Genomic DNA, 23,377 nt, shown 5'->3' with positions numbered 1-23,377 from the left:
CTGTCCGACCCTCTGGGCGACGATGCGCGGCCGCGCGCGCCGCCCCTCTAGACTCGCGAGCGTGAACTTCCGTATCTACGACACTGCGACCCGCGAAGTCCGTGACTTCGTTCCCCTCGAGGAGGGGAAGGCGGGTCTCTACGTCTGCGGTCTCACCGTGCAGTCGGAGCCTCACGTGGGCCACGTACGCTCCGGGGTCAACTTCGACGTCCTGCAGCGCTGGTTGCGCGCGCTGGGCCACGAGGTGACGTTCATCCGCAACACCACCGACATCGACGACAAGATCCTCGCCAAGGCCGCCGAGCAGGGCAGGCCCTGGTACAACCTCGCCTACGACATGCACCGCGAGCTGGACCGGGCGTACGCCGCCCTCAACGTCGCGCCGCCGACCTACGAGCCCGCTGCCACCGGCCACGTGCCCGAGATGGTCGAGCTGATCGAGACGTTGATCTCCCGCGGGCACGCGTACGCCGCCGAGGACGGGTCCGGCGACGTCTACTTCGACGTCCGCTCCTTCCCCGACTACGGCCAGCTCACCCGCCAGAAGGTCGAGGACATGGAGGCCGCTGCCGACGCGGATCCCCGTGGCAAGCGGGACCCCCGCGACTTCGCCCTGTGGAAGGGCTGGAAGTCGGAGAAGGAACCGCGCACCGCTTCCTGGCCCTCTCCGTGGGGCCGAGGTCGACCCGGCTGGCACATCGAGTGCTCGGCGATGGCCGGCAAGTACCTCGGCGACGCCTTCGACATCCACGGCGGCGGCATGGACCTGCGCTTCCCGCACCACGAGAACGAGCAGGCCCAGTCCCGCGCCGCCGGTCAGGGGTTCGCCTCCTACTGGATGCACAACGCCTGGATCACCACCGCGGGCGAGAAGATGAGCAAGTCGCTCGGCAACAGCCTCACCATCCCTGCCGTGCTCTCCGAGTACCGCGGGATCGAGCTGCGTTACTACCTGGTGGGCGCGCACTACCGCAGCCACGTCGAGTTCTCGTTCGAGGCGCTCGACGAGGCCGCCACGGGCCTGCGTCGCGTCGAGTCCTTCCTGGAGCGCGCAGGCGTCACCACCGAGGCCGGGACAGCCGAGCTGGCTGACCTCCCGGCCGACTTCGTGGCGGCGATGAACGAGGACCTCGGCACGTCCGCCGCGCTGGCCGTCCTGCACGACACGGTGCGCGAGGGCAACCGTGCGCTCGCCGACGACGGCACTGCCGGCGTCGCGAGTGAGTCGGCGCAGAGCTCTGCACGTCACGTGCTGGCGATGCTCGACGTGCTCGGACTGCACCCGCACGACCCGGCCTGGGCCACCGGCGCCAGCGACGTGACCGGACGCCTCGAGGGGGCCGTCGACGGACTCGTCGCCGCCCTGCTCGAGCAGCGTACGCAAGCCCGCGCCGACAAGGACTTCGCCACCGCCGACGCGATCCGTGATCGCATCAAGGCGGCCGGCATCGAGATCGAGGACACCCCTGCGGGACCGCGTTGGTCCCTGGGTGCGCCTCCCGCTGACACCAGAGGAAAGTAGTACAGACATGGCAGGCAATTCCCAGCGCAAGGGATCCATCCGCAAGGGCAAGAAGGGCGCAACCGTCGGATCCGGCGGTCAGGTCCGACGCGGCCTCGAGGGCCGGGGGCCGACCCCGAAGGCCTCCGAACGGCCGTACCACAAGCAGTACAAGAGCAAGGCGAAGGCCGAGCGGGTCGCGGGCTCCCGTCCGCGCAAGACGACGAAGTCGACCGAGGCCGAGTGGGCTGCCGGACGCAACAGCGTCGTCGAGGTGCTGCGCGCCAACATCCCCGTCGCCGGCATCTACGTCGCCGAGGGCGCCGAGCGCGACGGTCGCCTCCGCGAGGCCTTCAAGCTGGCTGCCGAGCAGGGCCTGACCATGCTCGAGGTCACCCGCGGAGAGATGGACCGGATGACCGGTGGCGCCGTCCACCAGGGACTCGCGGCCCGTCTCCCCTCGTACCAGTACGCCCACCCGGACGACCTGCTCGACCGCGCGGACGAGCAGAAGGAGCCGCCGCTGATCGTGGCGCTCGACTCGATCACCGACCCCCGCAACCTGGGTGCCGTGGTGCGCTCGGCCTCCGGCTTCGGCGCGCACGGCGTGCTGATCCCCGAGCGTCGTGCCGCCGGCATGACCGCCTCGGCGTGGAAGACCTCGGCCGGTGCTGCCGCGCGTCTCCCGATCGCGCAGACGGTCAACCTGGTTCGCCAGCTCAAGGCGTACAAGGAGGCCGGCATCATGGTGATCGGCCTGGACGCCGACGGTGAGCTCACGCTGCCCGAGTTGGTCGCCCCCGACGGTCTCGCCGAGGGTCCGTTGGTGGTCGTGGTCGGCTCCGAGGGCAAGGGCCTGTCCCGGCTCGTCGCCGAGACCTGCGACCAGCTGGTCTCGATCCCGATGGCCAACGACCTCGAGTCGCTCAACGCCGGCGTGGCCGCCTCGGTCACCCTCTACGCGATCAACCAGGCCCGGGCCTGACCTCCCGCCCGCCGCCAGTGGAGCAGGAGGTGACGACCCCGGCGACGGGCCGTCCCCTGCGCCCACGGCTGGTGCGGTGGGCGATCCTCCTCGCGGTCTGGCTCGTGGTCGCCGTACTGGTCGGCTCAGCCCTCTTCCTGAACTCCTCGCGCACGACTGCCCTGGCTGGCCACGACGCCGAGGTCCACCCGACGCTCGACGGTCACGCCTCGCTCTCCACCGGGCCGGTGCTGCCGGACGTACGCATGCCGCTGGACGTGCCGCTCGGCGTCGAGATCGTGCTGGGCAAGACCGAGGTCGAGTCGACCGAGGAGCTCTTCAGCCGCTATGCGCTGATCGCGTCCAACTCCGAGGCGCAGGCGGCCAAGGTGCGTGACGTGGTGGTCGAGATGGCGCTCGCCTCGGCGCTGCGGGGCCTGGCGGCGGGTGCGGTGCCCGTGCTGCTCTACCTGATCCTCGGTCCGGTCCGCCGGCGAGAGATGTGGGAAGAGGTGCGGACCCTGCGTCCGCGCCCCCTGCTCGCGGTGGTGCTCGTCGGGGCCGTCGGACTCTCGCTCTGGCAGCCGTGGTCCGGCGAGGAGCCCGAGATCTCCAACGCCCGTGAGTGGATCCCGTTGGCCGAGTTCCTGGGTGACGAGGTCCCGGTGCCGCCCGAGGCCCGGACCATCCAGGTCCGGGTGGACACCACCTCGACCGGCACCCGGCGGCTGATCGGCAGCGCGTTGGACACGTACTCCAAGTCCCAGGTCTTCTACGACACCGCAGCGCAGCAGGCGGGCGAGCTGGAGCTGCGGGAGCCCGGCGAGGACGAGACGGTCGTGCTGCTCGTCTCGGACCGGCACGACAACGTCGGCATGGACCGTGTCGCGCGGGCCGTGGCCGAGCGCGCCGGGGCCAACGCGATCTTCGGTGGCGGTGACGACACCTCGACCGGCGCGGCCTGGGAGGCGTTCTCCCTGGACTCCCTCGACGAGACCTTCAACGACTTCGACCGGTGGTTCGTCACCGGCAACCACGACCACGGCGCGTTCGTCCCCGACCACCTCAACGACCGCGACTGGACCGAGCTGACCGGCGATGTCGTGGAGGGCCCTGCCGGAGGCACCTTGTTGGGCATCCCGGACCCCCGCAGCAGCGGCCTGGGCAACTGGCGCGACGAGGTGGACATGACCTTCGCCGAGGCCACCGAGCTGGTCGCCGAGAGGGCGTGCGCCGCCGAGGAACGGGTCAACACGATCCTCGTCCACGACGCCAACCTGGCGAAGAAGGCGCTCGAGCAGGGCTGTGCCGACCTCGCCGTGGGCGGTCACACCCACGTGCAGAGCGGCCCGACGCTCTTCGAGTCGCCCGAGGGAGACCTCGGCTACTCCTGGACCAACGGCACGACCGGCGGGGCGGCGTACGCGATCGCGGTCGGCTCCAAGCCGCGACGTGACGCGCAGGTCACCCTGATCACCTACGACGCCACCGGCCGGCCGGTCGGACTCCAGTGGGTGACGTTGCAGACGACCGGTGTCTTCAAGGTCGGCGACTTCGCCGAGCTCGAGTTCCCCAGCGCGGTCTGAGGGCGCTCCTCAGGGCACCCCGCTCAGGGCACCTCGCGCAGGGTCTCCAACCGCGCCTGCAGCATCGGCACCCGGTGGGCGTTGCCGGTGAGGCGTACGTACTGGTCGCCGAAGATCGCGAGCAGGGCGTCGTCGAGTCGGCGCACGGCGCCGGCCGGGTAGCGGTACCCCATCCGGCTGATGATCGCGTCCGAGTCGACGGAGGTGAGCAGCCCGGCCAGCTCGTCGAGCGAGGTGATGCCGAGCTCCAGCAGCAGCCCGGAGATCCAGCCGTAGTGGTCGGTGTGCGACCAGCCAGCGTCGGCGTACGCCGCGGCCAGGAAGGTGGCCAGCTCCGAGGCGCTGATCCTGGGGTCGATCGGGTCGGCCTCGGCCGGGGTGCTGGGCGCGTTCGCCTGCAGCGCGGCGCGGATCGTCGCGAACTCCTGGTCGGCCAGCTCCAGCAACCCGGCGGCCAGGGTGAAGCGCCGGTCGAGGTCGGGGGCCAGCGACTCCGGCACCGTGCCCTTGTAGCGGACGTCGTGCTCGAACTCGGCCCACGCGTGCTGGAGCACGGTCCGCAACTGCATGCTGACCCGCAGGCCGATGAGGTCACGGAAGGGGGCCGGTGTGCGCTCGCCGAGCTCCACCAGCAGGTGGCGCGAGGAGTAGCCGAAGCGGCCCTCGCTCGCAGTCTCCAACCCCATGTCGCGGTCGTCGAGGATGACCAGGGCGTCCGAGAAGACGCCCGCCACCGCCTCCACGTCCGAGTGCACGTAGGTGATCACCCGCACCCCGATCTGGTCGGTGATGGCGTCGAGCGGGTCGGCGTCGGGGGTGCGTTCCAGGACTCGCGCTGCCTTGGCGGCGAAGGAGGCGACGCTCTTGGTGCGCGAGGAGACGCTCAGGTAGTTGATGCCGGCCTCGTCGAGCATCGATGTCACGAGCTCCAGCGCCTGGTGGGTCGGAGCGACCAGCGAGGGGCGCAGGGCGGCGTACTTGCGTACGGAGTCCCGGACCGGTTCCTCCGGCTGCATCGAGGTCATGGGGTCCAGCCTGCCCTGTGATCGGTCGTCATGGGGTCGTCACTCGCCGAAGATGCCGGCCGCGCAGGCCGGAGCTGCGTACTCGACGGCCAGCGAGGCGGTCGTGTGGTGGGCGTTGAGTCCGGACGGGTTGGGGACCACCCACAACTCGGCGCCGGCCAGGTCCTCGGGCTGACGCCCCACGACGGCCTTGCGCTGCCCGAAGGCCTGGCGGTACGCGGTGATCCCGGCGACCGCCACGACGCGCGGCCGTACGCGCTCGACCAGGGCCAGCAACTGCTCCCCACCGGCCTCGAGCTCGCTGGGGGTGAGCTCGTCGGCGCGCGCGGTGGCACGGCGTACGAGGTTGGTGATGCCGATGCCTCGGGCCTTCACGTAGTCCCGGTCCTCCTCGCTCATCCCGGCGGCCGGGTCGATCCTGCGCTCGAGGATGCCGGCCTGCGTCAGAGCCGGGTAGAAGCGGTTGACCGGATGGGCGAAGTGGGTCTGCGTGGCGGCGGTCCACAACCCCGGATTGATGCCCACGAAGAGGAGCCGCACGTCATCACCCAGCAGATCGGGGACCTCGGCGTCTCGGAAGGACTCGAGCTCGGCACGGGAGAAGCGCGGCATGGGGCCGAGGTTATCCGTCGGGTTGTGGGCGGGATCCGTCCCCGCCCCGCTATCGTCACATCACCATGAATGCCACCCGTCGCTCCCGTGCCCGCCACTTCTCCGGCCGAAGCGCTCGCCTGCGCCGGTGGGGCCTCGTCACGGTGCTCGTCACCTCCCTGACGCTGAGCGCGTGCGGCGACGGGGACGACGACCCGAAGTCACAGGGGACGCCGTCTGTCGACAGCAGTGAACCGCGTGTCATCGGCACCTTCTCCGGAACCGGCCTCCGTCCCATCGAGGACGGGCACAAGGTCACCGTGGACGGCGCGCAGGGCGCGAGTGACTGGCTGGAGACCCTGGGGGCCACCGAAGAGACTCGGGCCGAGGTCTCGGAGGCCATCGAGGACGCTGACCTGAGCGACGACGAGATCTTGTGGGGGGCGGTCCTGAGCACCGGCTGCCTGGCGCCGAAGAGCTGGACCTTCACCGAGGTCGACGACGAGTGGACCCTCGACGTCGTCCCCGACGACGAGGAAGCCACGACCACCTGCGTCGCCCCCGTCACCAGGATCGGCTTCGTGGCCGTGCCGAACGACGACTGAGACCGCTGACGTGGGGGCCTGGAACACCTTTCTCGAGGGCGACAACCTGGCCGTGATGGCCACGTTGGAGCCGGGATCGGTCGACCTCGTCTACACCGACCCGCCGTACAACACCGGCAACGGCTTCGCCTACGTCGACACCTTCCGCGGCGCCGACGGGTTGCGCGCCGGCCGGCACGAGGCCTGGACCGACTTCATGCGCCCGCGCCTGGAGGCCGTACGCAGGCTCCTGGCCGAGACCGGGGCAGTCTTCATCAGCATCGACGACAACGAGCAGGCCCACCTGCGGTTGCTGATGGACGAGGTCTTCGGCGAACGCAACTTCCTCGCCCAGGTCGTGGTCAACCTCAACTCCAAGGGTCGTCAGCTCGGCGACGGCTTCGCCACCAACCACGAGTACCTGCTCGTCTACGCGCGCGACGCGAAGAAGTGCGTGCTGGACGCGCGTACGTCCGACACCGTCGACCCGGACGACTTCCCGTACGTTACCGAGGACGGTCGCGCCTTCCGTCACCTGCCGCTGCGCAACACCAACAAGAAGTTCAACCCGGTCACCACCCCGACCATGCACTACCCACTGTGGGGGGACCCGGTCAGCGGCCGCGTCCGGGCGGAGCCGTTCGACGGCGGCCAGGAGATCACGCCGGTCTTCGGCGACGGACGTCCGGCGGTCTGGCGGTGGTCGAGGCCCCTGGTGGAGGCGCGCCCCGACGACCTGGTCTGCCGCGAGATCAAGGGGCTGGCCGGCCCGCGGGTCGACCTCTACCAACGCGACTGGCTCGACGCCCCCGGAGGGCGACGCAAGAAGCTCCGCACCATCTGGGTGCACGAGGAGGTCGGCTCCACCGACACCGCGGTCGCGGAGTTGAAGCAGCTCCTGGGCCACGTCTTCGAGTCACCCAAACCCACCGGGTTGGTGCGCCGGATCCTGCGCACCATGCCGGCCGACGCCCGGGTGCTGGATCCCTTCGCCGGCAGCGGCACGACCGGTCACGCGGTCGCGCAGTTGAACGCCGAGGACGACGGGACGCGTACGTGCGTCTCGATCAACGTGGCGGAGCCGACGCGAGCCGGGTCCAACGCCGCGAACGCCGGTCTGGCCACGGTCGCCGACATCACCCGCGCCCGGTTGCGTGCAGTCGCGGAGAAGTTCGGCGGAGGGCTGGAGGAGCGCTGAGGTCGTCGTCGCCCTGCGCCCGACAAGGTCAGCCCAGCGACGTACGCAGCTCGCCCACGACCGAGTCGACGACCGCCACCAGGTCGCCGCCGGTGGCCTCGGAGACCCGACGTTGCCGTTGGTAGGAGGCGCCGTGCTCGGCGATCCGCCACAACCGGTCGAGCTCGTCCTCGCAACCCAGGCGCGCCGCGACCGGCTCCAGGCGTACGAGCTCCGCGGCCAGGTGCTCGGTGACCAGCATCTCGGTGTTGTCGCTGTCGAGGATCACGATCGCGTCGAGTCCGTAGCGGGCCGCGCGCCACTTGTTCTCCTGCACGTGCCACGGCGGCAGGGTCGGCACCCGTTCGCCGGCCGCGATCCGGGTGTCGAGGTCGACGACCAGGCAGTGCACGAAGGCGGTCAGGGCGCCCAGCTCGTCGATGTTCGAGACCCCGTCGCACACCCGGGTCTCCAGCGTGCCGAGCGTGGGGACCGGGCGGACGTCCCACCGGATCTCGCTGAGCTCGTCGATCACGCCGGTGGTGAGCTGGTCGTGGGCGAACGACTCGAACTCGCTCCACGCCTCGAACTGGAAAGGCAACCCCGCGGTCGGCAACTGCTGGAACATCAGGGCCCGGTTGGAGGCGTACCCCGTGTCGAGTCCGGCCCAGACCGGGGACGAGGCGGAGAGTGCGAGCAGGTGCGGGTAGTGGTTGAGCAGGCCGTTGAGCACCGGCAGCACGCGGTCGCGCGAGGGCAGGCCGACATGCATGTGGACACCCCAGATCAGCATCTGGCGGCCCCACCACTGGGTGCGGGTGATCAGCTCCTCGTAGCGGTGGCCTTCGCTCAACTGTTGCTGCGACCAGTTCGCGAAGGGGTGCGCGCCAGCGCCGAAGAGGTCGACCCCGACCGAGTCGGCCGCCACGGAGACGCGGCTCAACGTCTCGCGCATCTGTTCCATCGCCTCGCCCACGGTCTCGCAGATCCCGGTGACCGCCTCGACGGTGTTGCGCAGCAGCTCCTTGTGCAGGCGCTCGGGGTGGGCCAGCAGTGGGGTGGCGGCAGTGAACAACTCGTCCGCAGCGCTGACCAGGTCCCGGCTGGTCCGGTCAACGAGCGCGAGTTCCCACTCGACCCCCAGGGTTGGTCGCGGCGAGGCGTGGAAGTCGATGCGCACGCGTTCACTCTAGGGGGCCACAGGTGGCCCGGCGGGCCCAGCAGACACGTGTGCAGGGGGATTCCGTCGGCTTTCGTCGGCTTTCGTCGGCATGGCAACATCGGCGAGGTGCCCCACTCCGACGAACACGACGTGAAGGAACTCAACCTCACCATCGACCTCTGCCTCCGGGTCGGAGAGATGCTGCTCGCCAACGGGGCCGGTGCAGCCGACGTGACCTCGACCATGCGGGCGGTGGCCCACCACCTCGGGCTGCGGCGTACCGACATCGACGTGACGTTCACCCAGATCTCGATGAGTTACCAGTACGACGCCTCCGAGCCGACGCTGGTGATGATCCGGCAGGTCACCCAGCGCACCATCGACTACGAGGACCTCACCCAGGTCGACCACCTGGTGCGGGCCCTGATCGCCGGCGAGCTGGACCTGTACACGGCACGGACCCGGATGGCCACGATCGTCTCGGTCGGCCACCCGTTCCCGCGATGGGCGGTGACCCTGGCCACCGGTGTCATGTGTGCCGCGGTCGGTCTCTTCCTCGGCGGCAACTGGCTGGTCGTGCTGATCGCGTTCATCGCGGCGATGACCATCGACCGGGCCCAACTGGAGCTCACCAAGCAGCGTTTCCCCAACTTCTACCTGCAGATCGTCGGCGGGGTGATCGCCAGCCTCTTCGCGGTGGCTGCGGCGGCCAGCAGCCTGGACGTCGACCCGTCACTGCTGGTCACCGCCAACATCATCATGCTGCTGGCCGGCATCGGCTTCATGGGAGCGCTGCAGGACTGCCTCTCCGGCTTCTACCTGACCGGGACGGCCCGGATCACCGAGGCGATGATGGCCACCGTCGGCATCGTGGCCGGGGTCAGCGCCGGACTCTCGGTGGGACAGCTTCTCGGCGTCGACATCGGGCGGTACGAGCCGGGTGCCTCGGGCTGGCAGAACCTCGGGGTCGTCGTCGTCGGTTCCGCGCTCTGCGCCGCCGCGTTCGCGGTCTCGGTCTACTCGCCCAAGCGCACGCTGATCCCGATCGCGCTGGTCGCCGGCGGGGCGGCCGCCATCTACCGCCTCGTCGTGGAGGCAGGGCTGGAACGACCCTGGGCAGCCGCCAGCGCAGCCTTCATGATCGGCGTCGTCAGCTACGCCGTCTCCGGTCGGGTCCGGGTCCCACCCCTGGTCGTGGTCGTCTCGGCGATCGTGCCGCTGCTGCCCGGTCTCACGATCTACCGAGGCCTCTCCCTGCTGATCCAGGGCGGTCCCATGAGCTCCCAGGGCATCCTGGCGATGGTCACGGCCGCTTCGGTGGCCCTGGCCCTCGCCTCCGGGGTGATCCTCGGCGAATACGTCGCCCAGCCGGTGAAGCGGGAGGCCCGCCGGCTCGAGCAACGCCTTGCCGGCCCACGCCTGGTGGGGGTCTCGCGAGCCCGGAGCCGGCAGTCGCGACGTGAGCGGGCCCGGGACCTGGAGCGGTAGGGGTGCCAGCGCCGCGTTCACGCCTGAGGCGTTCCGTGGGACCATGGATCCATGGACGCAAGCCGTGACTCATCGGTCGAGCTCTCCTTCGAGGAGTGCCGTGAGCTGCTCCTCACGCAGAGCGTCGGCCGGGTCGCCTTCAGCAGCCCGGACGGCGTACGCATCGTGCCGGTGAACTTCGCGCTGCGCGACGGCTCGGTGGAGTTCCGCACCACCTCCTACTCGGAGTTGGCGACCCATGCCCCCGGCACCCGGGTCGCCTTCGAGGTCGACCAGCTCGACCCGGCGCACCGCAGTGGCTGGAGCGTCATCGTCACCGGTGACTGCGAGCGCGTGCTGGAGCACTCCGGCTCGACACTCTCCGGCTCGACACGCTCCGGGTCCGCACCCGGCGGTGACGCCGACCCGTGGGCTGGCGGCCGGCGCCAGCTGGTGCTGCGCCTGCACGCCCACCAGATGACGGGTCGTCGGGTCGGTGGGGGCGAGTGGGACCACCCGCCCGCCGACCTGGACTGATCGGGTGAGCGAGACCACCGGGCGTGCTGCGCCCTCTCCCGAGACTGTCCCGACCCTGACGATCACCTACCCCGAGCAACTCCCGGTCTCGCAGCGTCGCGACGACATCGCCGCCGCGATCCGCGACCACCAGGTCGTGATCATCGCCGGCGAGACCGGCTCGGGCAAGACCACCCAGCTGCCGAAGATCTGCCTAGAGCTCGGCCGCGGGCGACGTACGGGCTCCGGCGACCGCGCCGCCGGCGGACTGATCGGCCACACCCAGCCGCGCCGGATCGCGGCCCGCTCGGTCGCCGAGCGGATCAGCGAGGAGCTGGCCGCCGACGGGATCGGCACCGGGCTCGGTGACGTGGTCGGCTACCAGGTCCGCTTCACCGATCGCACCTCGCGCAGCAGCCGGGTCAAGGTGATGACCGACGGCATCCTGCTGGCCGAGCTGCAGCGCGACCGGCTGCTGAAGAAGTACGACACGATCATCATCGACGAGGCCCACGAGCGCAGCCTCAACATCGACTTCCTGCTGGGCTACCTGCGTCGCCTGTTGCCCAAGCGTCCCGACCTCAAGCTCATCGTCACCTCGGCGACCATCGACGTGGAGCGCTTCGCCGCCCACTTCGCCGACGCCCGCAAGCAGCCCGCACCGGTCATCGAGGTCTCGGGCCGTACGTTCCCGGTCGAGGTCCGCTACCGCCCGCTGATCGACCTCTCCGAGACGGACGAGGAGGGTGAGGCGGTCACCCGCGACCAGACCGAGGCGATCATCGAGGGGGTCCGCGAGCTCAGCAGGGAAGGCCCCGGCGACGTCCTGGTCTTCCTGCCCGGCGAACGCGAGATCCGCGACACCGCGGACGCGTTGGACGCGCTGCTGAACAATTTTGGGGGGCGCGACCGGCTCGAGGTGGTGCCGCTCTACTCGCGGCTCTCGGCCGCCGAGCAGCACCGGGTCTTCTCCAGCCACCCCTCGACGGTGCGTCGGATCGTGCTCGCCACCAACGTCGCCGAGACCTCGCTGACCGTGCCCGGCATCCGGTACGTCATCGACACCGGCGTCGCGCGCATCTCGCGCTACTCGGTGCGGACGAAGGTGCAGCGCCTCCCGATCGAGCCCATCAGCCAGGCCAGCGCCAACCAGCGCTCGGGTCGCTGTGGCCGGGTCGCGGAGGGCATCGCGATCCGGCTCTACTCCGAAGAGGACTTCGAGGGGCGTCCGGAGTTCACCGACCCCGAGATCCTGCGCACCAACCTGGCATCGGTGATCCTCCAGATGACCTCGCTCGGGTTGGGTGACGTCGCCCGCTTCCCGTTCCTGGAGCCGCCGGACAAGCGCAACGTCCAGGCCGGTGTCCAGCTCCTGGAGGAGCTGGGAGCCCTCACCACGAGGAGCAGCGAGCAGTCGAGGCTGACCCGTCTGGGTCACCGTCTGGCACGACTGCCGATCGATCCCCGACTGGGTCGGATGATCCTCGAGGCCGAACGACTCGGCTGCGTGCGCGAGGTCGTCGTGATCGCAGCTGCGCTGTCGCTGCAGGACCCGCGGGAACGCCCCGCCGACCAGCAGGCGCAGGCCGACCAGTCGCACGCCCGCTTCAAGGACAAGACCTCGGACTTCCTGACCTGGCTCAACCTGTGGCGCTACGTCAAGGGTCAGCAGAAGGAGCTGTCGTCCTCGGCCTTCCGGCGGATGTGCAAGCGCGAGCACCTCAACTACCTCAGGGTGCGGGAGTGGCAGGACTTCGAGTCGCAGCTGCGCCAGGTCTGCAAGGAGATGAAGGTCGACCTCGGGCCCTCACAACGTCATCCGGAGTGGTCGCCCCAGCAACCGGGTGTGATGACGTCCGGGGGTGGTGACGGCGCCGTCGAGGTCGTGGCGGGCAGCGAGGGTGGAGCGACGTACGACGCCGACGGCATCCACCAGGCGCTGCTCTCCGGCCTGCTCTCCCACGTCGGGGCCCTGGAGGAGCGCGAACGCCCCAAGCCGGGTGCGAAGCCGACCGAACGGCGCGCGATGCGCGAGTACCTGGGCGCGCGCGGCTCCCGGTTCGCGATCTTCCCCGGCAGCGCACTGAAGGGGGCCAACCCGCCCTTCGTGATGGCCGGCGAACTCGTCGAGACGGGCCGGTTGTGGGCCCGGCAGAACGCCGCCATCAACCCCGAGTGGGCCGAGAAGCTGGGTGCCCACCTGGTCAAGAAGACCTACTCCGAGCCGCACTGGTCGAAGAAGCGCGCTGCGGTCACCGCCTTCGAGAAGGTGACCCTGTACGGCGTCCCGCTGGTCTCCGACCGGGCCGTCAACTACGGCTCGATCGACCCCGAGGTGGCCCGCGAGCTCTTCATCCGTCACGCGCTGGTCCAGGGTGAGTGGGTCGAGCTCACCTCGGGACGCCACAAGTTCTTCACCAAGAACCTCGAGATGCTCGCCCAGGCCGAAGAGCTCGAGCACCGGGCCCGTCGTCGCGACATCGTCGTCGACGAGCACACCCTCTTCGACTTCTACGACGCCCGGATCCCCGCCGACGTGGTCTCCGGCGCCCACTTCTCGGCCTGGTGGAAGAAGGAGCGTCAGAAGAACGGTGAGCTGCTCACGTTCGACCTCGACATGCTCACCCACGACACCGCTGAGCAGGTCGCCGCGAGTGACTTCCCGACCACGTGGCACGGGGAGTCCCTGACCTTCGCGATCAGCTATCACTTCGAGCCCGGGGCCGAGGACGACGGCCTCAGCATCGAGGTCCCGGTCGCGACCCTCAACCAGGTCGACCCGGACGACTTCTCCTGGTTGGTCCCCGGTCTGCGCGAGGAACTGGTGGTCAACCTGATCCGTACGCTCCCCAAGAACCTGCGGGTCAACTTCGTGCCGGCGCCCAACACGGCCAAGACGTTCCTGGAGACGGTGCCGCCCGGCGAGGAGCCGCTGCTGGACTCCCTGGAGCGTCACCTGCGGGCCGTCACCGGAGTGCACGTGCCGCGCGAGGCGTGGGACGTCGACAAGCTCCCGCCGCACCTGCGTCCGACCTTCACGGTGGTCGGGGAGGACGGCAAGGTCGCCGCCCGGGGCAAGGACCTGGACGCGTTGAAGGCGCCCTTGCGCCCCACGTTCGCCGCCGCGATGGCCGAGGTCGCCAATGACACCGGAGTCACCTCCACCGGACAACGGACCTGGACCTTCGGCGAGATCGAGACCTCGTTCACCCGCCGTCGGGCCGGGCACGAGGTCCGGGGTTTCCCGGCGCTCACCGACGAGGGCGGCACGGTCGGACTCGGGGTCTTCGGCTCCGAGGAGGAGGCCGCGGCGCGTCACCGGCTCGGCGTACGCCGACTCCTGCTGCTGGCGCTGCCGAGCGCGGAACCGTTGCTCGCGAGCCTGTCCAACACCGACAAGCTGGCGCTCGCGGTCTCGCCCTACCCGACGGTGGCCGAGATGGTCGAGGACCTGCGCGCCGCCGTGCTGATCGACGTGGTCGACGCGCATCCGCCGGTCCGCGACCAAGGGGCGTACGAGGCACTGCTCGCCGTTGCCCGCACCACCCTGGAGCGGTCCCTGCCGGGGGCGCTGGCGGATCTGATGAAGGCGCTGGCGGCGTGGCGCAGCGCGGAGAAGGTGCTCACCGGGCGTGCCGACCTGAACACCCTGCCTGCGCTGAGTGACATGAAGGCCCAGGTCGAACGTTTGGTGCACCGCGGCTTCCTGGGCGAGGCCGGGGCTGCCCAGTTGCGGCACTACCCCCGCTATCTCGCCGGCGTCGAACAACGTCGTGCGAAGCTGGGCCAGCAGGTCGCCAAGGACCGTCAGATGATGGACCAGCTGGCCGACCTGCAGGGTGCCTGGTTGCACCAGACGGCCGCGTTGGCGCCGGGACGTCCGCCGCACGAGTCGTTGCGCCGGGTCCGCTGGATGCTCGAGGAGTACCGCGTCCAGCTGTGGGCGCAGTCGTTGGGCACTGCCCAGTCGGTCTCCGACCAGCGCATCCGCAAGGCCCTCGGCTGACCCGTCCCGCTGCAGCGAGCCGCGGACGTCATCACGTGCGTACGTCAGGGGAGCCGGAGGTGATGACGTCCGGGAGGGGGGCGCGCGGGACGTCATCAGGAACGTACGTCAGGGGCGTCATTCGTGATGACGTCCCGGAGGGTTTCCGGCGGGCGTAGCCTGATTCCCATGAGCGACTCCGAGCGAAGCAGGCGACACCACCGGCCGATGCTGCGTGACGAGGCCTACTTCGACCAGATCACCCAGGGTCTCGACCCGGCAGTCATGCGCGAGGCCGGCGAGGTCGCCGCCACCATGCTCGTACGCGGGGTGCGGCGCAAGGGCGACGACGCCCTGATCGACCGGGTGGTCGCCCTGGCCGAGACCGAGGGGTTGGAGACGCTGGCCGAGATCTGGTCCGGCGCTCCCGCCGACACCCTGGCCGGCACGCTGTGGCGGCTCTACCTGCTCACCACCTGGGTGAGGGAGAACCCCCAGCGGGTGGCCGAGGAGTTCACCTGCGGTCGAGAGGTCGCCCAGGCTGCCGGCGTCATCGCCGGGATCGCCGACCCGCCGGGACCTGAGCAGCTGCAGGTGATGGTCGACGAGGTGCTGCGGGGCGTGGTCGAGGGTGACTTCGTCGACGTGCTGCACCGGGCGTCGGCCTTCGCCCACGTCGTGGCCACCGGCCGCGGGCGGCTGGGCCACGCATCGCACGACGAGACGGTGCGGATGCTGACCCTGGCCGAGCAGCTGGAGGCGGCGTCACGACTGGAAAGTCGCGGCTCCTTGGTCTGATCCGGCTTGGCTTCGTGGGTCAGCGGATTACACTGTCGATGTGCACCGGACCGCGGCAGCCCCGGGTCCCAAAATAAGCCGCTTCGAGCGGCCACGCGCCGTGAGGCGCTCCCGGTCCGGTGCGCACCACCCTCTCGCCGAGGGCCTCACTAGGCTGGCCACATGGGACGTCTGACTCGTACGTTGTCCGGGCTCGTGCGCCGTACGGTGCAGGACGCCGTCAGGATCAATGGGGCCAAGCTCGCCGGGAGCCGCGCCCGCAGCACCCGCGAAGACAACCCCCGTACCCGACCCGCGAACGGTCCGGGCCGCCCGGTCGTGGAGTACCGCGTGGAGATCGACGGCGAACCGGATCCCGGCGAGGTCGTCTGGGGCTGGGTGCCCTACGAGGACGACCCTTCCCAGGGGAAGGACCGGCCCGTCCTGCTGCTGTCCCACCAGGCCCGTCACGATGCAGGGGAGTGGGTTGGGTTGATGCTGAGCAGCCGGGACCACACCCGCGACCCGGGTCGCGAAGCCCGCTACGGCCGGATTTGGATGGACGTCGGCACCGGCGCCTGGGACCGGGAGCACCGTCCGAGCGAAGTGCGCCTGGACCGGCTGGTCCGCCTCCCTGACTCCGCGATCCGTCGAGAAGGGGCCGCCTTGCCGAAGGTGGTCTTCGACGCGGTGGTGGCTCGGGCCCGGGAGCTGCACGACCTCGGGTGAGGAGAACGCGAGGGCCGTCTCTCGGCTCCCAGTCGTGCGGTGGGATGACCCCTGAGTCGCTAGGCTGACCCGGCGACCGCCCCATCCCACGTGCCGGAAGAAGAACGACCGCTGATGACGACCCGCCGCCCTGCCCTCACCCTCGCCGCGCTGATGGCGCTCGCCGTGACCGCGGTCGGTTGCACCGGGGACGCCTCGAACCCCGAGCCCACCGGCGCCCCCACCGCCAGCGCCGAGCCGGAGCAGCTGACTCTCGGGGTCCAGGGCACGGAGGCGGAGATGGAGGCCTGGAGCGAGGTCGTCGCCGACTTCAACGACGGCAACGTCGACTCCCAGGCGTCGTTGGTGAAGTGGGCACCCCAGAAATCGGCCCAGGAGGTCCTCGACGGCGGCAAGGCCCAGGACGTCCCCGACGTCTTCCTGACCTCGCGCGGCGACCTGGACGCGGTCCTCGAGAGCAAGCTCTCCCGGCCCGTGAGCGAGCTGCTCGACGAGCGGGGCGTCGACTTCGGCGACCGTTTCGCGCGGGCAGCCGTGCAGTCCTTCGGCGTCGACGGCGAGCTCCAGTGCATGGCGTACTCGATCTCCCCGATGGTGCTCTTCGTCAACGAGAAGCTCGTCGACTTCGAGAAGATGAAGGCCCGTGGCCTCAACACCACCCACCGCGACGACCGGTGGAACATGGTCGACTTCGAGGAGGCGGCGCGCTTCGGCACCCGCCCGGCCCGCAAGATCGCCGGTCTCCACATCGAGTCCACGGTCCGCGGCCTCGCGCCGTTCATCCTGTCGGCGGGTGGGTCACTCTTCGACGACCCGGAAACGCCGACGACGCTCAACTTCTCCTCGGACGAGACCCGCGACGCCCTCCAGAGTGCGCTGCCGGTGCTGCGCGACGCGAGCCTGACCCTGACCGAGGAGCAGCTCTCCCGCCGTACGCCGATGGAGTGGTTCAAGCGCGGCAAGCTCGGCATGATCGCGGGCGAGCGGTCGCTGGTCCCCGAGCTCCGTCAGGAGGAGAAGCTCAAGTTCAACGTCATGCCGATGCCCTACCTCGGTGCTGCGGCCACCATCGGAGACTCCACGGGTCTGTGCATCTCGGCGAACACGAAGAACGCCCCCGAGGCCGCTGACCTGATCACCCACCTGGTCAGCGACGAGGCCACCGCGGCGTTGGCCGAGTCCGGGTCCATGGTGCCGACCAACCTGGCCGCCGCAGCGTCCGACTCCTTCCTCCAGCCCGACCAGATGCCGGAGCGTTCGTCGGTCTTCAACTCGTCGGTGCGGGGGACATTCTTCCCGCCCCTCGGCGTCTCGTGGGCAGCGCTCGAGGAGGCGGTCGCTCCTCAGGTGAGCCGTCTGCTCCTCGAGCCCGGCGAGATCGACCTCGAGGAGATCACCACCCAGATCGACGAGGCCTCCAGGACGGTCCTCGACCCGGAGACCGTCGAGGAGGAGTCCGGTGACCCGTCGTCCGGTGCTCCTGACGGTGCCGCCGACGAGTGACTCAGCCGATGGGTGAGTCAGCCGATGGCTGAGTCAACCGAGGGGTGACTCAGCCAACGGGGAGGTTCAGCTGGTGGTCTCGGGTGCCGGAGCCTGACCTGCGGCAGGATCCTCGACGGGCTCGTCAGCCTTGAGCGTCGCGTCTGCCAGGGCGCCGGTCACGAGCTCGCGCTGCCAGGGCCGCGCACCGTAGCCGGCCAGTTGCTCGTCGATGGCGACGGTGAGGGCAGGCAGGTTGCGGGTCGCCGGTGGTGTCCACATCGCGCGGCGTACGTGGTCGGGTGCGATGAGGTTCTCCACCGGCAGGTGATTCGCCTCGGCGATCGAGAGCATCGCCTCGCGGGCGGCCTTGAAACGTCGATCGGCCACCGGGTCACGGTCCGCCCACGACTTGGGGTGCGGAGGACCATCCCCACGCAGGGTGCGGACCGGCAGCTCGGACTCGGGGAGCTCAAGACCTGCCGCGATCGCGCCCAACCAACGGTTGACGTGACGCTCTGCGCCGCGGCCGTTGAACCCCTTGGTCGACAGCAGGGCTCCGCGGGTGGTCGGCATGGCAGCGGCAGCAGCCACCAGGGCGGCGTCGGGGATGAGGCGTCCCGGGCTCACGTCCCGGTCCCGGGCCAGCTCGTCACGGGCCTCCCACAGGGCACGGGCCACGGCCATGGCGCGGCGGCTGCGGAGTTTGGTGACCCCGGACGTACGACGCCAGGGTTCGGTCCGCACGGCGGGTCGGAAGTTGAGGAGGTGCGCGAACTCCTGGCGCGCCCACTCGGCCTTGCCGGCCTTCTCCAACTCATCGGCCATGTGGTCGCGCAGCTCGTCGAGGACCTCGACGTCGAGGGCGGCGTACTCGAGCCAGGAGCGGGGCAGCGGACGGGTCGACCAGTCGGCGGCGGAGTGTTCCTTGCGCATGCGCAGCCCCACGATCGACTCGACCAGGGTCGCCAGGCCGACGCGCGGCAGGCCGAGCAGGCGGCCGGCGAGCTCGGTGTCGAAGATGCTGGTCGGTTCCAGGTTGACCTCGCGCAGGCAGGGCAGGTCCTGGGTGGCCGCGTGGAGGATCCACTCGGCGTCTCCCAGAGCTTCCTGCAACTCGGTGAGGTCGGAGTCGAAGGCGATCGGGTCGACCAGGAAGATGTCGGAGTTGCCGCGGCGCAGCTGGATCAGGTAGGCGCGTTGGGAGTAGCGGTGGCCCGAGGCCCGCTCGGCGTCGAGAGCAATCGGCCCCTCCGCTGCCCCGAGGGCCTCGCAGGCCTGGGCGAGGAGTTCCGGCGTGTCGACCACGTCGGGGATCCCACCACTGAGGGTGAGCAGCGGAACAGGCTCCGGAGCCGGCGGCGGGGGTGTCGCCCGGGCCGCTGCGTCCGTGCTCGCCGGGTCAGGGCTCCCCGGGTCCGTGTTTCCGGGAGCGCGGTCCGGGGTGGTGGAGCCGTGGTCGTGCGTCATCTGGTTCAGAAGCCCCGCTGTCCGCGTCGTTGAGGAATGGCCGTCACGCCCTCCGGCACCGGCGGGAGGCCGGCAGCCGTGCAGAGCAGTTCTCCCCATGCTTCCACGTGGGCCCTCAACGCGGTCGGGTCGTCCTCGACCAGAGGCGTCCAGGAGGCGCGGATCTCGATCTGGGCGGTGGGCTCCTCGTCAGCCATCCCACCGAAACTCTCGGTCGCGACCCGGGTGACGCTGCCCGAGGCAGAGGCCCACTCGGAGCCGTGCGCGTCGAGGGCCTCGGTCAGCCACGTCCACCCGACCCCACCGAGCAACGGATCGCTGGCGAGCTCCGGGTCGATCTGGGCGCGGGCGTACGCGATCAACCGGTAGGTGCCGTCCCAGGCGTCGTTGCCGCGTGGGTCGTGCAGCAGGATCAGGCGGCCGGTCGCGATCTCGTCGTCGTCGAGCGTGACATCGGCGGAGACAGCTCCCGACCACGGCGCGATGCGCTGCGGGGCGGGCATCTCCTCGCAGAAGACCTCGTGCCGGAACGTCGCGGCACGCAACTGCGCCAGGGCTGTCACGAAGTCAGCGGGTGCTTCGTCCGCACCGGGACCGGTGTGGTTCTCCGAGTGGACGACCATGGGCTCACGCTAAGTCACCCGACAAGCGCACGATGTGCCAACACGCCGCCTGACCTGCGATGATCCTCACGTGAGCCCCTCACCCACCGCCGCCAACAGTGCCTTCCTCGCCGCCGCCCGTGGCCTCCCCGTGCCCCACACCCCGGTGTGGTTCATGCGTCAGGCCGGGCGATCGTTGCCCGAGTACCTCAAGGTCCGCGAGGGCATCGGCATGCTCGAGTCGTGCATGGACCCCGACCTCGTCGTCGAGATCACCATGCAGCCCGTGCGTCGCTACGGCGTCGACGCCGCGATCTTCTTCTCCGACATCGTGCTGCCGCTCAAGGCGGTCGGCGTCGACCTCGACATCGTGGCCGGTGTCGGGCCGGTGGTCGCCAAGCCCGTGCGTACGCTCGCCGACGTCGAGGCCATCGACGACCTCACGCCCGAGCACGTCACCTTCATCACCCAGGCCGTCCAGGGCCTGGTGACCGAGCTCGGCACGACACCGCTGATCGGTTTCGCCGGCGCGCCCTTCACCGTGGCCTCCTACCTGGTCGAGGGTGGTCCCTCGAAGGACCACGCCAGGACCAAGGCGATGATGCACTCCCAGCCCGAGGTGTGGGACGCGTTGATGCGCAAGATCTCCCAGATCGCCTCGGCCTACCTCAAGGTCCAGGTCGACGCGGGTGCCTCGGCCGTCCAGCTCTTCGACTCGTGGGCCGGCGCGCTGGCCCCCATCGACTACGCCGAGCACGTCATGCCCCACTCGGCCCGGGTGTTGGCCCAGGCCGGCGAGCTGGGCGTCCCGCGGATCCACTTCGGGGTCGGCACCACCAACCTGCTGACCCTGATGGGTGAGGCGGGGGCCGACGTCGTGGGTGTCGACTGGCGTACTCCGCTCGAGCGCGGCATCGAGCTCGTGGGCGACCGCGCCGTGCAGGGCAACCTGGACCCCACGCTGGTCTTCGCGCCCACCGAGGTGATGACCGAGCGAGCCGGTCGGATCATCGAGACCGGTCGCTCCGCGAAGGGTCACATCTTCAACCTCGGTCACGGGGTCATCCCCAGCACCGACCCCGACCAACTGGCCCGGCTCACCGACTTCGTGCACGCCTACCCCGTCGACTGAGCCCGTCGACTGAGCCCGGTGCGGTGACCTCTGGCAGATTGGGTGCCATGTCTTCTCCGAACGCTGGGCCGCGACCACGCGTGGTGGTGGTAGGTGCAGGGGTCGCCGGCCTGACCGCGGCCCGCAGGCTCGCCGGCCGCGGGATCGACGTGCTCGTGCTGGAGTCCTCGCCTCGCATCGGCGGCAAGTTGTACGCGCGCGACGTGGGCGGGGTCGTCGTCGACGTCGGGGCCGAGGCGATGCTCAGCCGGCGCCCCGAAGGTGTTGACCTGGCCCGCGAGCTCGGCCTCGAGATCGTGCACCCGACCCGGGCGAGCTCCCGACTCTGGACCGGAGGTGCGCTGCGTCCCTTGCCGCGTTCGTTGATGGGGGTGCCCTGTGACGTCGATGCTCTGGCGGCCAGCGGTCTGCTCTCCGGCGAGGGGTTGCTCAAGCTCGCGGAGGAGCCGACCCTGGCCCCGTTCGTGCTGCAGGGCAACGACATCTCCGTGGGTGACCTGGTCGGCGAGCGCTGTGGCGACGAAGTGGTCGACCTCCTGGTGGAGCCCCTCCTCGGCGGCGTCTACGCCGGCCACGCGCGCCAGATCTCGGCGCGCGCCGCAGTCCCGCAGATCCTTGCCTTCGCGGAGCGTGGGTCGTTGTTGGAGCAGGCCGCCGAGCTCCCCCCGCCCTCCGACGTGCCGGTCTTCGCCGGACTCGCCGGCGGGATGGGCAGGCTGCCGTACGCCCTGGCCGAGGGCCTGGACGTGCGCACCGATGCGACGGTGCGCGAGCTCGTACGCACGCCCCACGGCTTCGCGCTGACAGTCGGACCGACCACTGCTCCCGAACGGATCGAGGCCTCTGCGGTCCTGCTCGCGACCCCGGCAGCTGCGACGGCGCGACTGCTCGGGGAGCTGGCCCCGGAGGCGAGTGCCGAGTTGGCCGGCATCGAGTCCGCGTCGATGGCCGTGGTGACCTTCGCGTTCGCGGTCGAGGACGCCGAGGTGCTGGGCCGGGAGTCGTCCGGTTTCCTGGTCCCTCCGGTCGATCGGCGCAGGATCAAGGCCTCGACCTTCTCCTTCGCCAAGTGGGACTGGGTGCGGGCCGCCGGCGAGGAGCACGGCGTCGTCCATCTGCGTACGTCCCTGGGTCGTCATGGCGACGAGGTCGCGCTGCAGAGCGGTGACGACGAACTCGTGGCATGGTCGCTGGCCGACCTCGCCGAGGCCACCGGCCTGAGGGCGACGCCGGTCGCCACGCACGTGCAGCGCTGGGGCGGGGGACTGCCGCAGTACGCCGTCGGTCACGTGGACCGGGTCGCCCGGATCAGGGCGGGCCTGCCGGACGGCATCGCGGTCGCCGGCGCGGCCTATGACGGGGTCGGGATCCCTGCGGTGATCGCCTCGGCGGACCGGGCTGTCGAGCGGCTGCTGACCCCTTGAGCACCTACGGGTTCGGGGCCCCGGGCACAATGGGGGCATGAGCGACCACGCTGCCCCCGAGACCCAGTCCAACGCAGCTCGGATCAACGAGCTCAACGACACGATCCGCTACACGATGTGGTCGGTCTTCAAGCTCCGCGACCTGATCGGTGACGCCGACCGGGCGGCCGAGGCGGCCGAGGTCGAGGCCCTCTTCGCCCAGTTGAAGGAGCAGGACGTCACGGTCCGCGGCACGTACGACGTCTCCGGCCTGCGTGCCGATGCCGACGTGATGATCTGGTGGCACGCTGAGGACTCCGAGCAGCTCCAGGCCGCCTACAACGCGTTCCGGCGTACGGCGTTCGGTCGCCGCTTCGAGCCGGTCTGGTCGCAGATGGCGCTGCACCGTCCGGCGGAGTTCAACCGCAGTCACATCCCGGCCTTCCTGGCCGACGAGACGCCGCGGGCGCACATCTGCGTCTACCCCTTCGTGCGCTCCTACGAGTGGTACCTCCTCGAGGACGGCGAGCGTCGCAAGATGCTGGCCGACCACGGCAAGATGGCGCGCGACTACGCCGACGTGCGGGCCAACACCGTGGCGAGCTTCGCGCTGGGTGACTACGAGTGGATGCTGGCGTTCGAGGCCGACGAGCTGTACCGCATCGTCGACCTGATGCGTCACCTGCGCGGCTCCGAGGCGCGCCGTCACGTGCGCGACGAGGTGCCGTTCTACACGGGATCTCGCGCAGAGGTCGCCGAACTGCTGCAGCGCCTGCCCTGATGCCCGGCGGCGCGGTCGACTTCACGGTGCCGGCCGAGGTGGCGTACGACTTCCTCGTCGATCCGCTGCAGCGGCCGCGCTGGCAGTCCTCCCTGCGCGACGTCGTGGTCCTCGACGAGAAGCGCGACGACGACGGGTTGGTGCGCGCCGGGACCCGCTGGATCGACGTGACGTGGCCGGGGGTCCGGCCCCGCATGGTGCTCACCGAGGCCGATCGACCACGCCGCTGGGTGGAGCGCGGGGAGTGGGGCGTCTTCGACGCGGAACTGACGCTCACCTTCACCCCGTCCCCGACAGGTTGTCGGGTGGCGGCGGACTTCCACGTGCGAGCCCGAGGGGTCTGGGCGCCGCTCGGCGCCGCCGCGTCGGTGCTGGGGCGCCCACCGGTGCTCGGTGACCTGCGTCGAGCAGCGCGGATCCTCGCCGCAGCCTGAGCCGTGGAG

The 23,377-nt window shown here is 70.4% G+C and carries 20 protein-coding genes; 15 read left to right on the top strand and 5 right to left on the bottom strand.

What is annotated here, in order from left to right:
* Positions 1–61 precede the first annotated feature (61 nt).
* From cysS to DNK52_RS04145, 3 genes are read left to right on the top strand one after another with little or no spacing between them, the layout of a single operon-like run.
* The gene (cysS, locus tag DNK52_RS04155; RefSeq protein ID WP_110239666.1) at positions 62–1,522 is read left to right on the top strand and encodes a cysteine--tRNA ligase; all 1,461 of its coding nucleotides are present in this window, start codon (positions 62–64) and stop codon (positions 1,520–1,522) included.
* A gap of 7 nt (positions 1,523–1,529) precedes the next feature.
* Positions 1,530–2,486, top strand: a complete 957-nt coding sequence (gene rlmB / locus DNK52_RS04150) for a 23S rRNA (guanosine(2251)-2'-O)-methyltransferase RlmB (RefSeq protein ID WP_110239665.1) — start codon at positions 1,530–1,532, stop codon at positions 2,484–2,486.
* Between the two features lie 29 nt (positions 2,487–2,515).
* Complete coding sequence (locus DNK52_RS04145) at positions 2,516–4,051, top strand: metallophosphoesterase (RefSeq protein WP_239455372.1); 1,536 nt, start codon at positions 2,516–2,518, stop codon at positions 4,049–4,051.
* Positions 4,052–4,074: 23 nt separating this feature from the next.
* Here the strand turns inward: DNK52_RS04145 and DNK52_RS04140 are convergent, their stop codons facing one another.
* Together DNK52_RS04140 and DNK52_RS04135 are read right to left on the bottom strand one after the other, a co-directional pair.
* Positions 4,075–5,076: a GTP pyrophosphokinase gene (locus tag DNK52_RS04140; RefSeq protein WP_110239664.1), complete on the bottom strand. Its 1,002-nt coding sequence runs from the start codon at positions 5,074–5,076 to the stop codon at positions 4,075–4,077.
* A 39-nt stretch (positions 5,077–5,115) separates the two neighbouring features.
* Positions 5,116–5,688, bottom strand: a complete 573-nt coding sequence (locus DNK52_RS04135; protein WP_110239663.1) for a mismatch-specific DNA-glycosylase — start codon at positions 5,686–5,688, stop codon at positions 5,116–5,118.
* Positions 5,689–5,753: 65 nt separating this feature from the next.
* Between DNK52_RS04135 and DNK52_RS04130 the strand changes: the two genes are divergently transcribed.
* Positions 5,754–6,272: a hypothetical protein gene (locus DNK52_RS04130; RefSeq protein ID WP_110239662.1), complete on the top strand. Its 519-nt coding sequence runs from the start codon at positions 5,754–5,756 to the stop codon at positions 6,270–6,272.
* Between the two features lie 10 nt (positions 6,273–6,282).
* On the top strand, positions 6,283–7,449 hold the full coding sequence (locus DNK52_RS04125) for a site-specific DNA-methyltransferase (protein WP_110239661.1): 1,167 nt from the start codon (positions 6,283–6,285) through the stop codon (positions 7,447–7,449).
* Between the two features lie 28 nt (positions 7,450–7,477).
* Here DNK52_RS04125 and DNK52_RS04120 read toward each other — a convergent pair whose 3' ends face one another.
* The gene (locus tag DNK52_RS04120) at positions 7,478–8,608 is read right to left on the bottom strand and encodes a glutamate--cysteine ligase (RefSeq protein ID WP_110239660.1); all 1,131 of its coding nucleotides are present in this window, start codon (positions 8,606–8,608) and stop codon (positions 7,478–7,480) included.
* A gap of 108 nt (positions 8,609–8,716) precedes the next feature.
* Between DNK52_RS04120 and DNK52_RS04115 the strand changes: the two genes are divergently transcribed.
* The 6 genes from DNK52_RS04115 (at position 8,717) to DNK52_RS04090 (ending at position 17,567) form a co-directional block, all read left to right on the top strand.
* Positions 8,717–10,078 carry a threonine/serine exporter family protein gene (locus tag DNK52_RS04115; protein WP_239455371.1) on the top strand — a complete coding sequence of 454 codons (1,362 nt, stop codon included), beginning with the start codon at positions 8,717–8,719 and terminating at the stop codon, positions 10,076–10,078.
* Positions 10,079–10,129: 51 nt separating this feature from the next.
* Positions 10,130–10,594: a pyridoxamine 5'-phosphate oxidase family protein gene (locus DNK52_RS04110; protein WP_110239659.1), complete on the top strand. Its 465-nt coding sequence runs from the start codon at positions 10,130–10,132 to the stop codon at positions 10,592–10,594.
* Between the two features lie 4 nt (positions 10,595–10,598).
* Positions 10,599–14,579 (top strand): ATP-dependent RNA helicase HrpA, encoded by a 3,981-nt coding sequence (hrpA, locus tag DNK52_RS04105; RefSeq protein WP_110239658.1) that lies wholly within the window; start codon positions 10,599–10,601, stop codon positions 14,577–14,579.
* Positions 14,580–14,747: 168 nt separating this feature from the next.
* Positions 14,748–15,356 (top strand): hypothetical protein, encoded by a 609-nt coding sequence (locus DNK52_RS04100; protein ID WP_239455370.1) that lies wholly within the window; start codon positions 14,748–14,750, stop codon positions 15,354–15,356.
* Between the two features lie 162 nt (positions 15,357–15,518).
* Positions 15,519–16,064 carry a type II toxin-antitoxin system PemK/MazF family toxin gene (locus DNK52_RS04095; protein ID WP_110239656.1) on the top strand — a complete coding sequence of 182 codons (546 nt, stop codon included), beginning with the start codon at positions 15,519–15,521 and terminating at the stop codon, positions 16,062–16,064.
* Between the two features lie 114 nt (positions 16,065–16,178).
* Entirely contained in the window at positions 16,179–17,567 is a 1,389-nt protein-coding gene (locus DNK52_RS04090) for an extracellular solute-binding protein (RefSeq protein WP_110239655.1), read from the top strand.
* Between the two features lie 66 nt (positions 17,568–17,633).
* Here the strand turns inward: DNK52_RS04090 and DNK52_RS04085 are convergent, their stop codons facing one another.
* Together DNK52_RS04085 and DNK52_RS04080 are read right to left on the bottom strand one after the other, a co-directional pair.
* Positions 17,634–19,016, bottom strand: a complete 1,383-nt coding sequence (locus tag DNK52_RS04085; protein ID WP_110239654.1) for a ribonuclease D — start codon at positions 19,014–19,016, stop codon at positions 17,634–17,636.
* Between the two features lie 5 nt (positions 19,017–19,021).
* Positions 19,022–19,639 carry a DUF3000 domain-containing protein gene (locus DNK52_RS04080; RefSeq protein WP_110239653.1) on the bottom strand — a complete coding sequence of 206 codons (618 nt, stop codon included), beginning with the start codon at positions 19,637–19,639 and terminating at the stop codon, positions 19,022–19,024.
* Positions 19,640–19,709: 70 nt separating this feature from the next.
* On the opposite strand from DNK52_RS04080, the gene hemE reads away from it, so the two are divergent.
* From hemE to DNK52_RS04060, 4 genes are read left to right on the top strand one after another with little or no spacing between them, the layout of a single operon-like run.
* Positions 19,710–20,750: a uroporphyrinogen decarboxylase gene (hemE, locus tag DNK52_RS04075; protein WP_110239652.1), complete on the top strand. Its 1,041-nt coding sequence runs from the start codon at positions 19,710–19,712 to the stop codon at positions 20,748–20,750.
* A 47-nt stretch (positions 20,751–20,797) separates the two neighbouring features.
* A complete protein-coding gene (gene hemG / locus DNK52_RS04070; protein ID WP_110239651.1) occupies positions 20,798–22,174 on the top strand; it encodes a protoporphyrinogen oxidase in 1,377 nt (458 codons plus the stop codon).
* Between the two features lie 37 nt (positions 22,175–22,211).
* Complete coding sequence (hemQ, locus tag DNK52_RS04065; RefSeq protein ID WP_110239650.1) at positions 22,212–22,934, top strand: hydrogen peroxide-dependent heme synthase; 723 nt, start codon at positions 22,212–22,214, stop codon at positions 22,932–22,934.
* Positions 22,934–23,368: an SRPBCC family protein gene (locus DNK52_RS04060; RefSeq protein WP_110239649.1), complete on the top strand. Its 435-nt coding sequence runs from the start codon at positions 22,934–22,936 to the stop codon at positions 23,366–23,368. Before hemQ ends, DNK52_RS04060 begins: the two co-directional genes overlap by 1 nt.
* Positions 23,369–23,377: the final 9 nt, after the last annotated feature.

It is taken from the genome of Nocardioides gilvus (genome assembly GCF_003194605.1).
In the GTDB taxonomy this organism is placed as follows: domain Bacteria; phylum Actinomycetota; class Actinomycetes; order Propionibacteriales; family Nocardioidaceae; genus Nocardioides; species Nocardioides gilvus.
The sequence above is the reverse complement of the archived record's forward strand: the minus strand, read 5'-3'. Positions and strand labels throughout refer to the sequence as shown.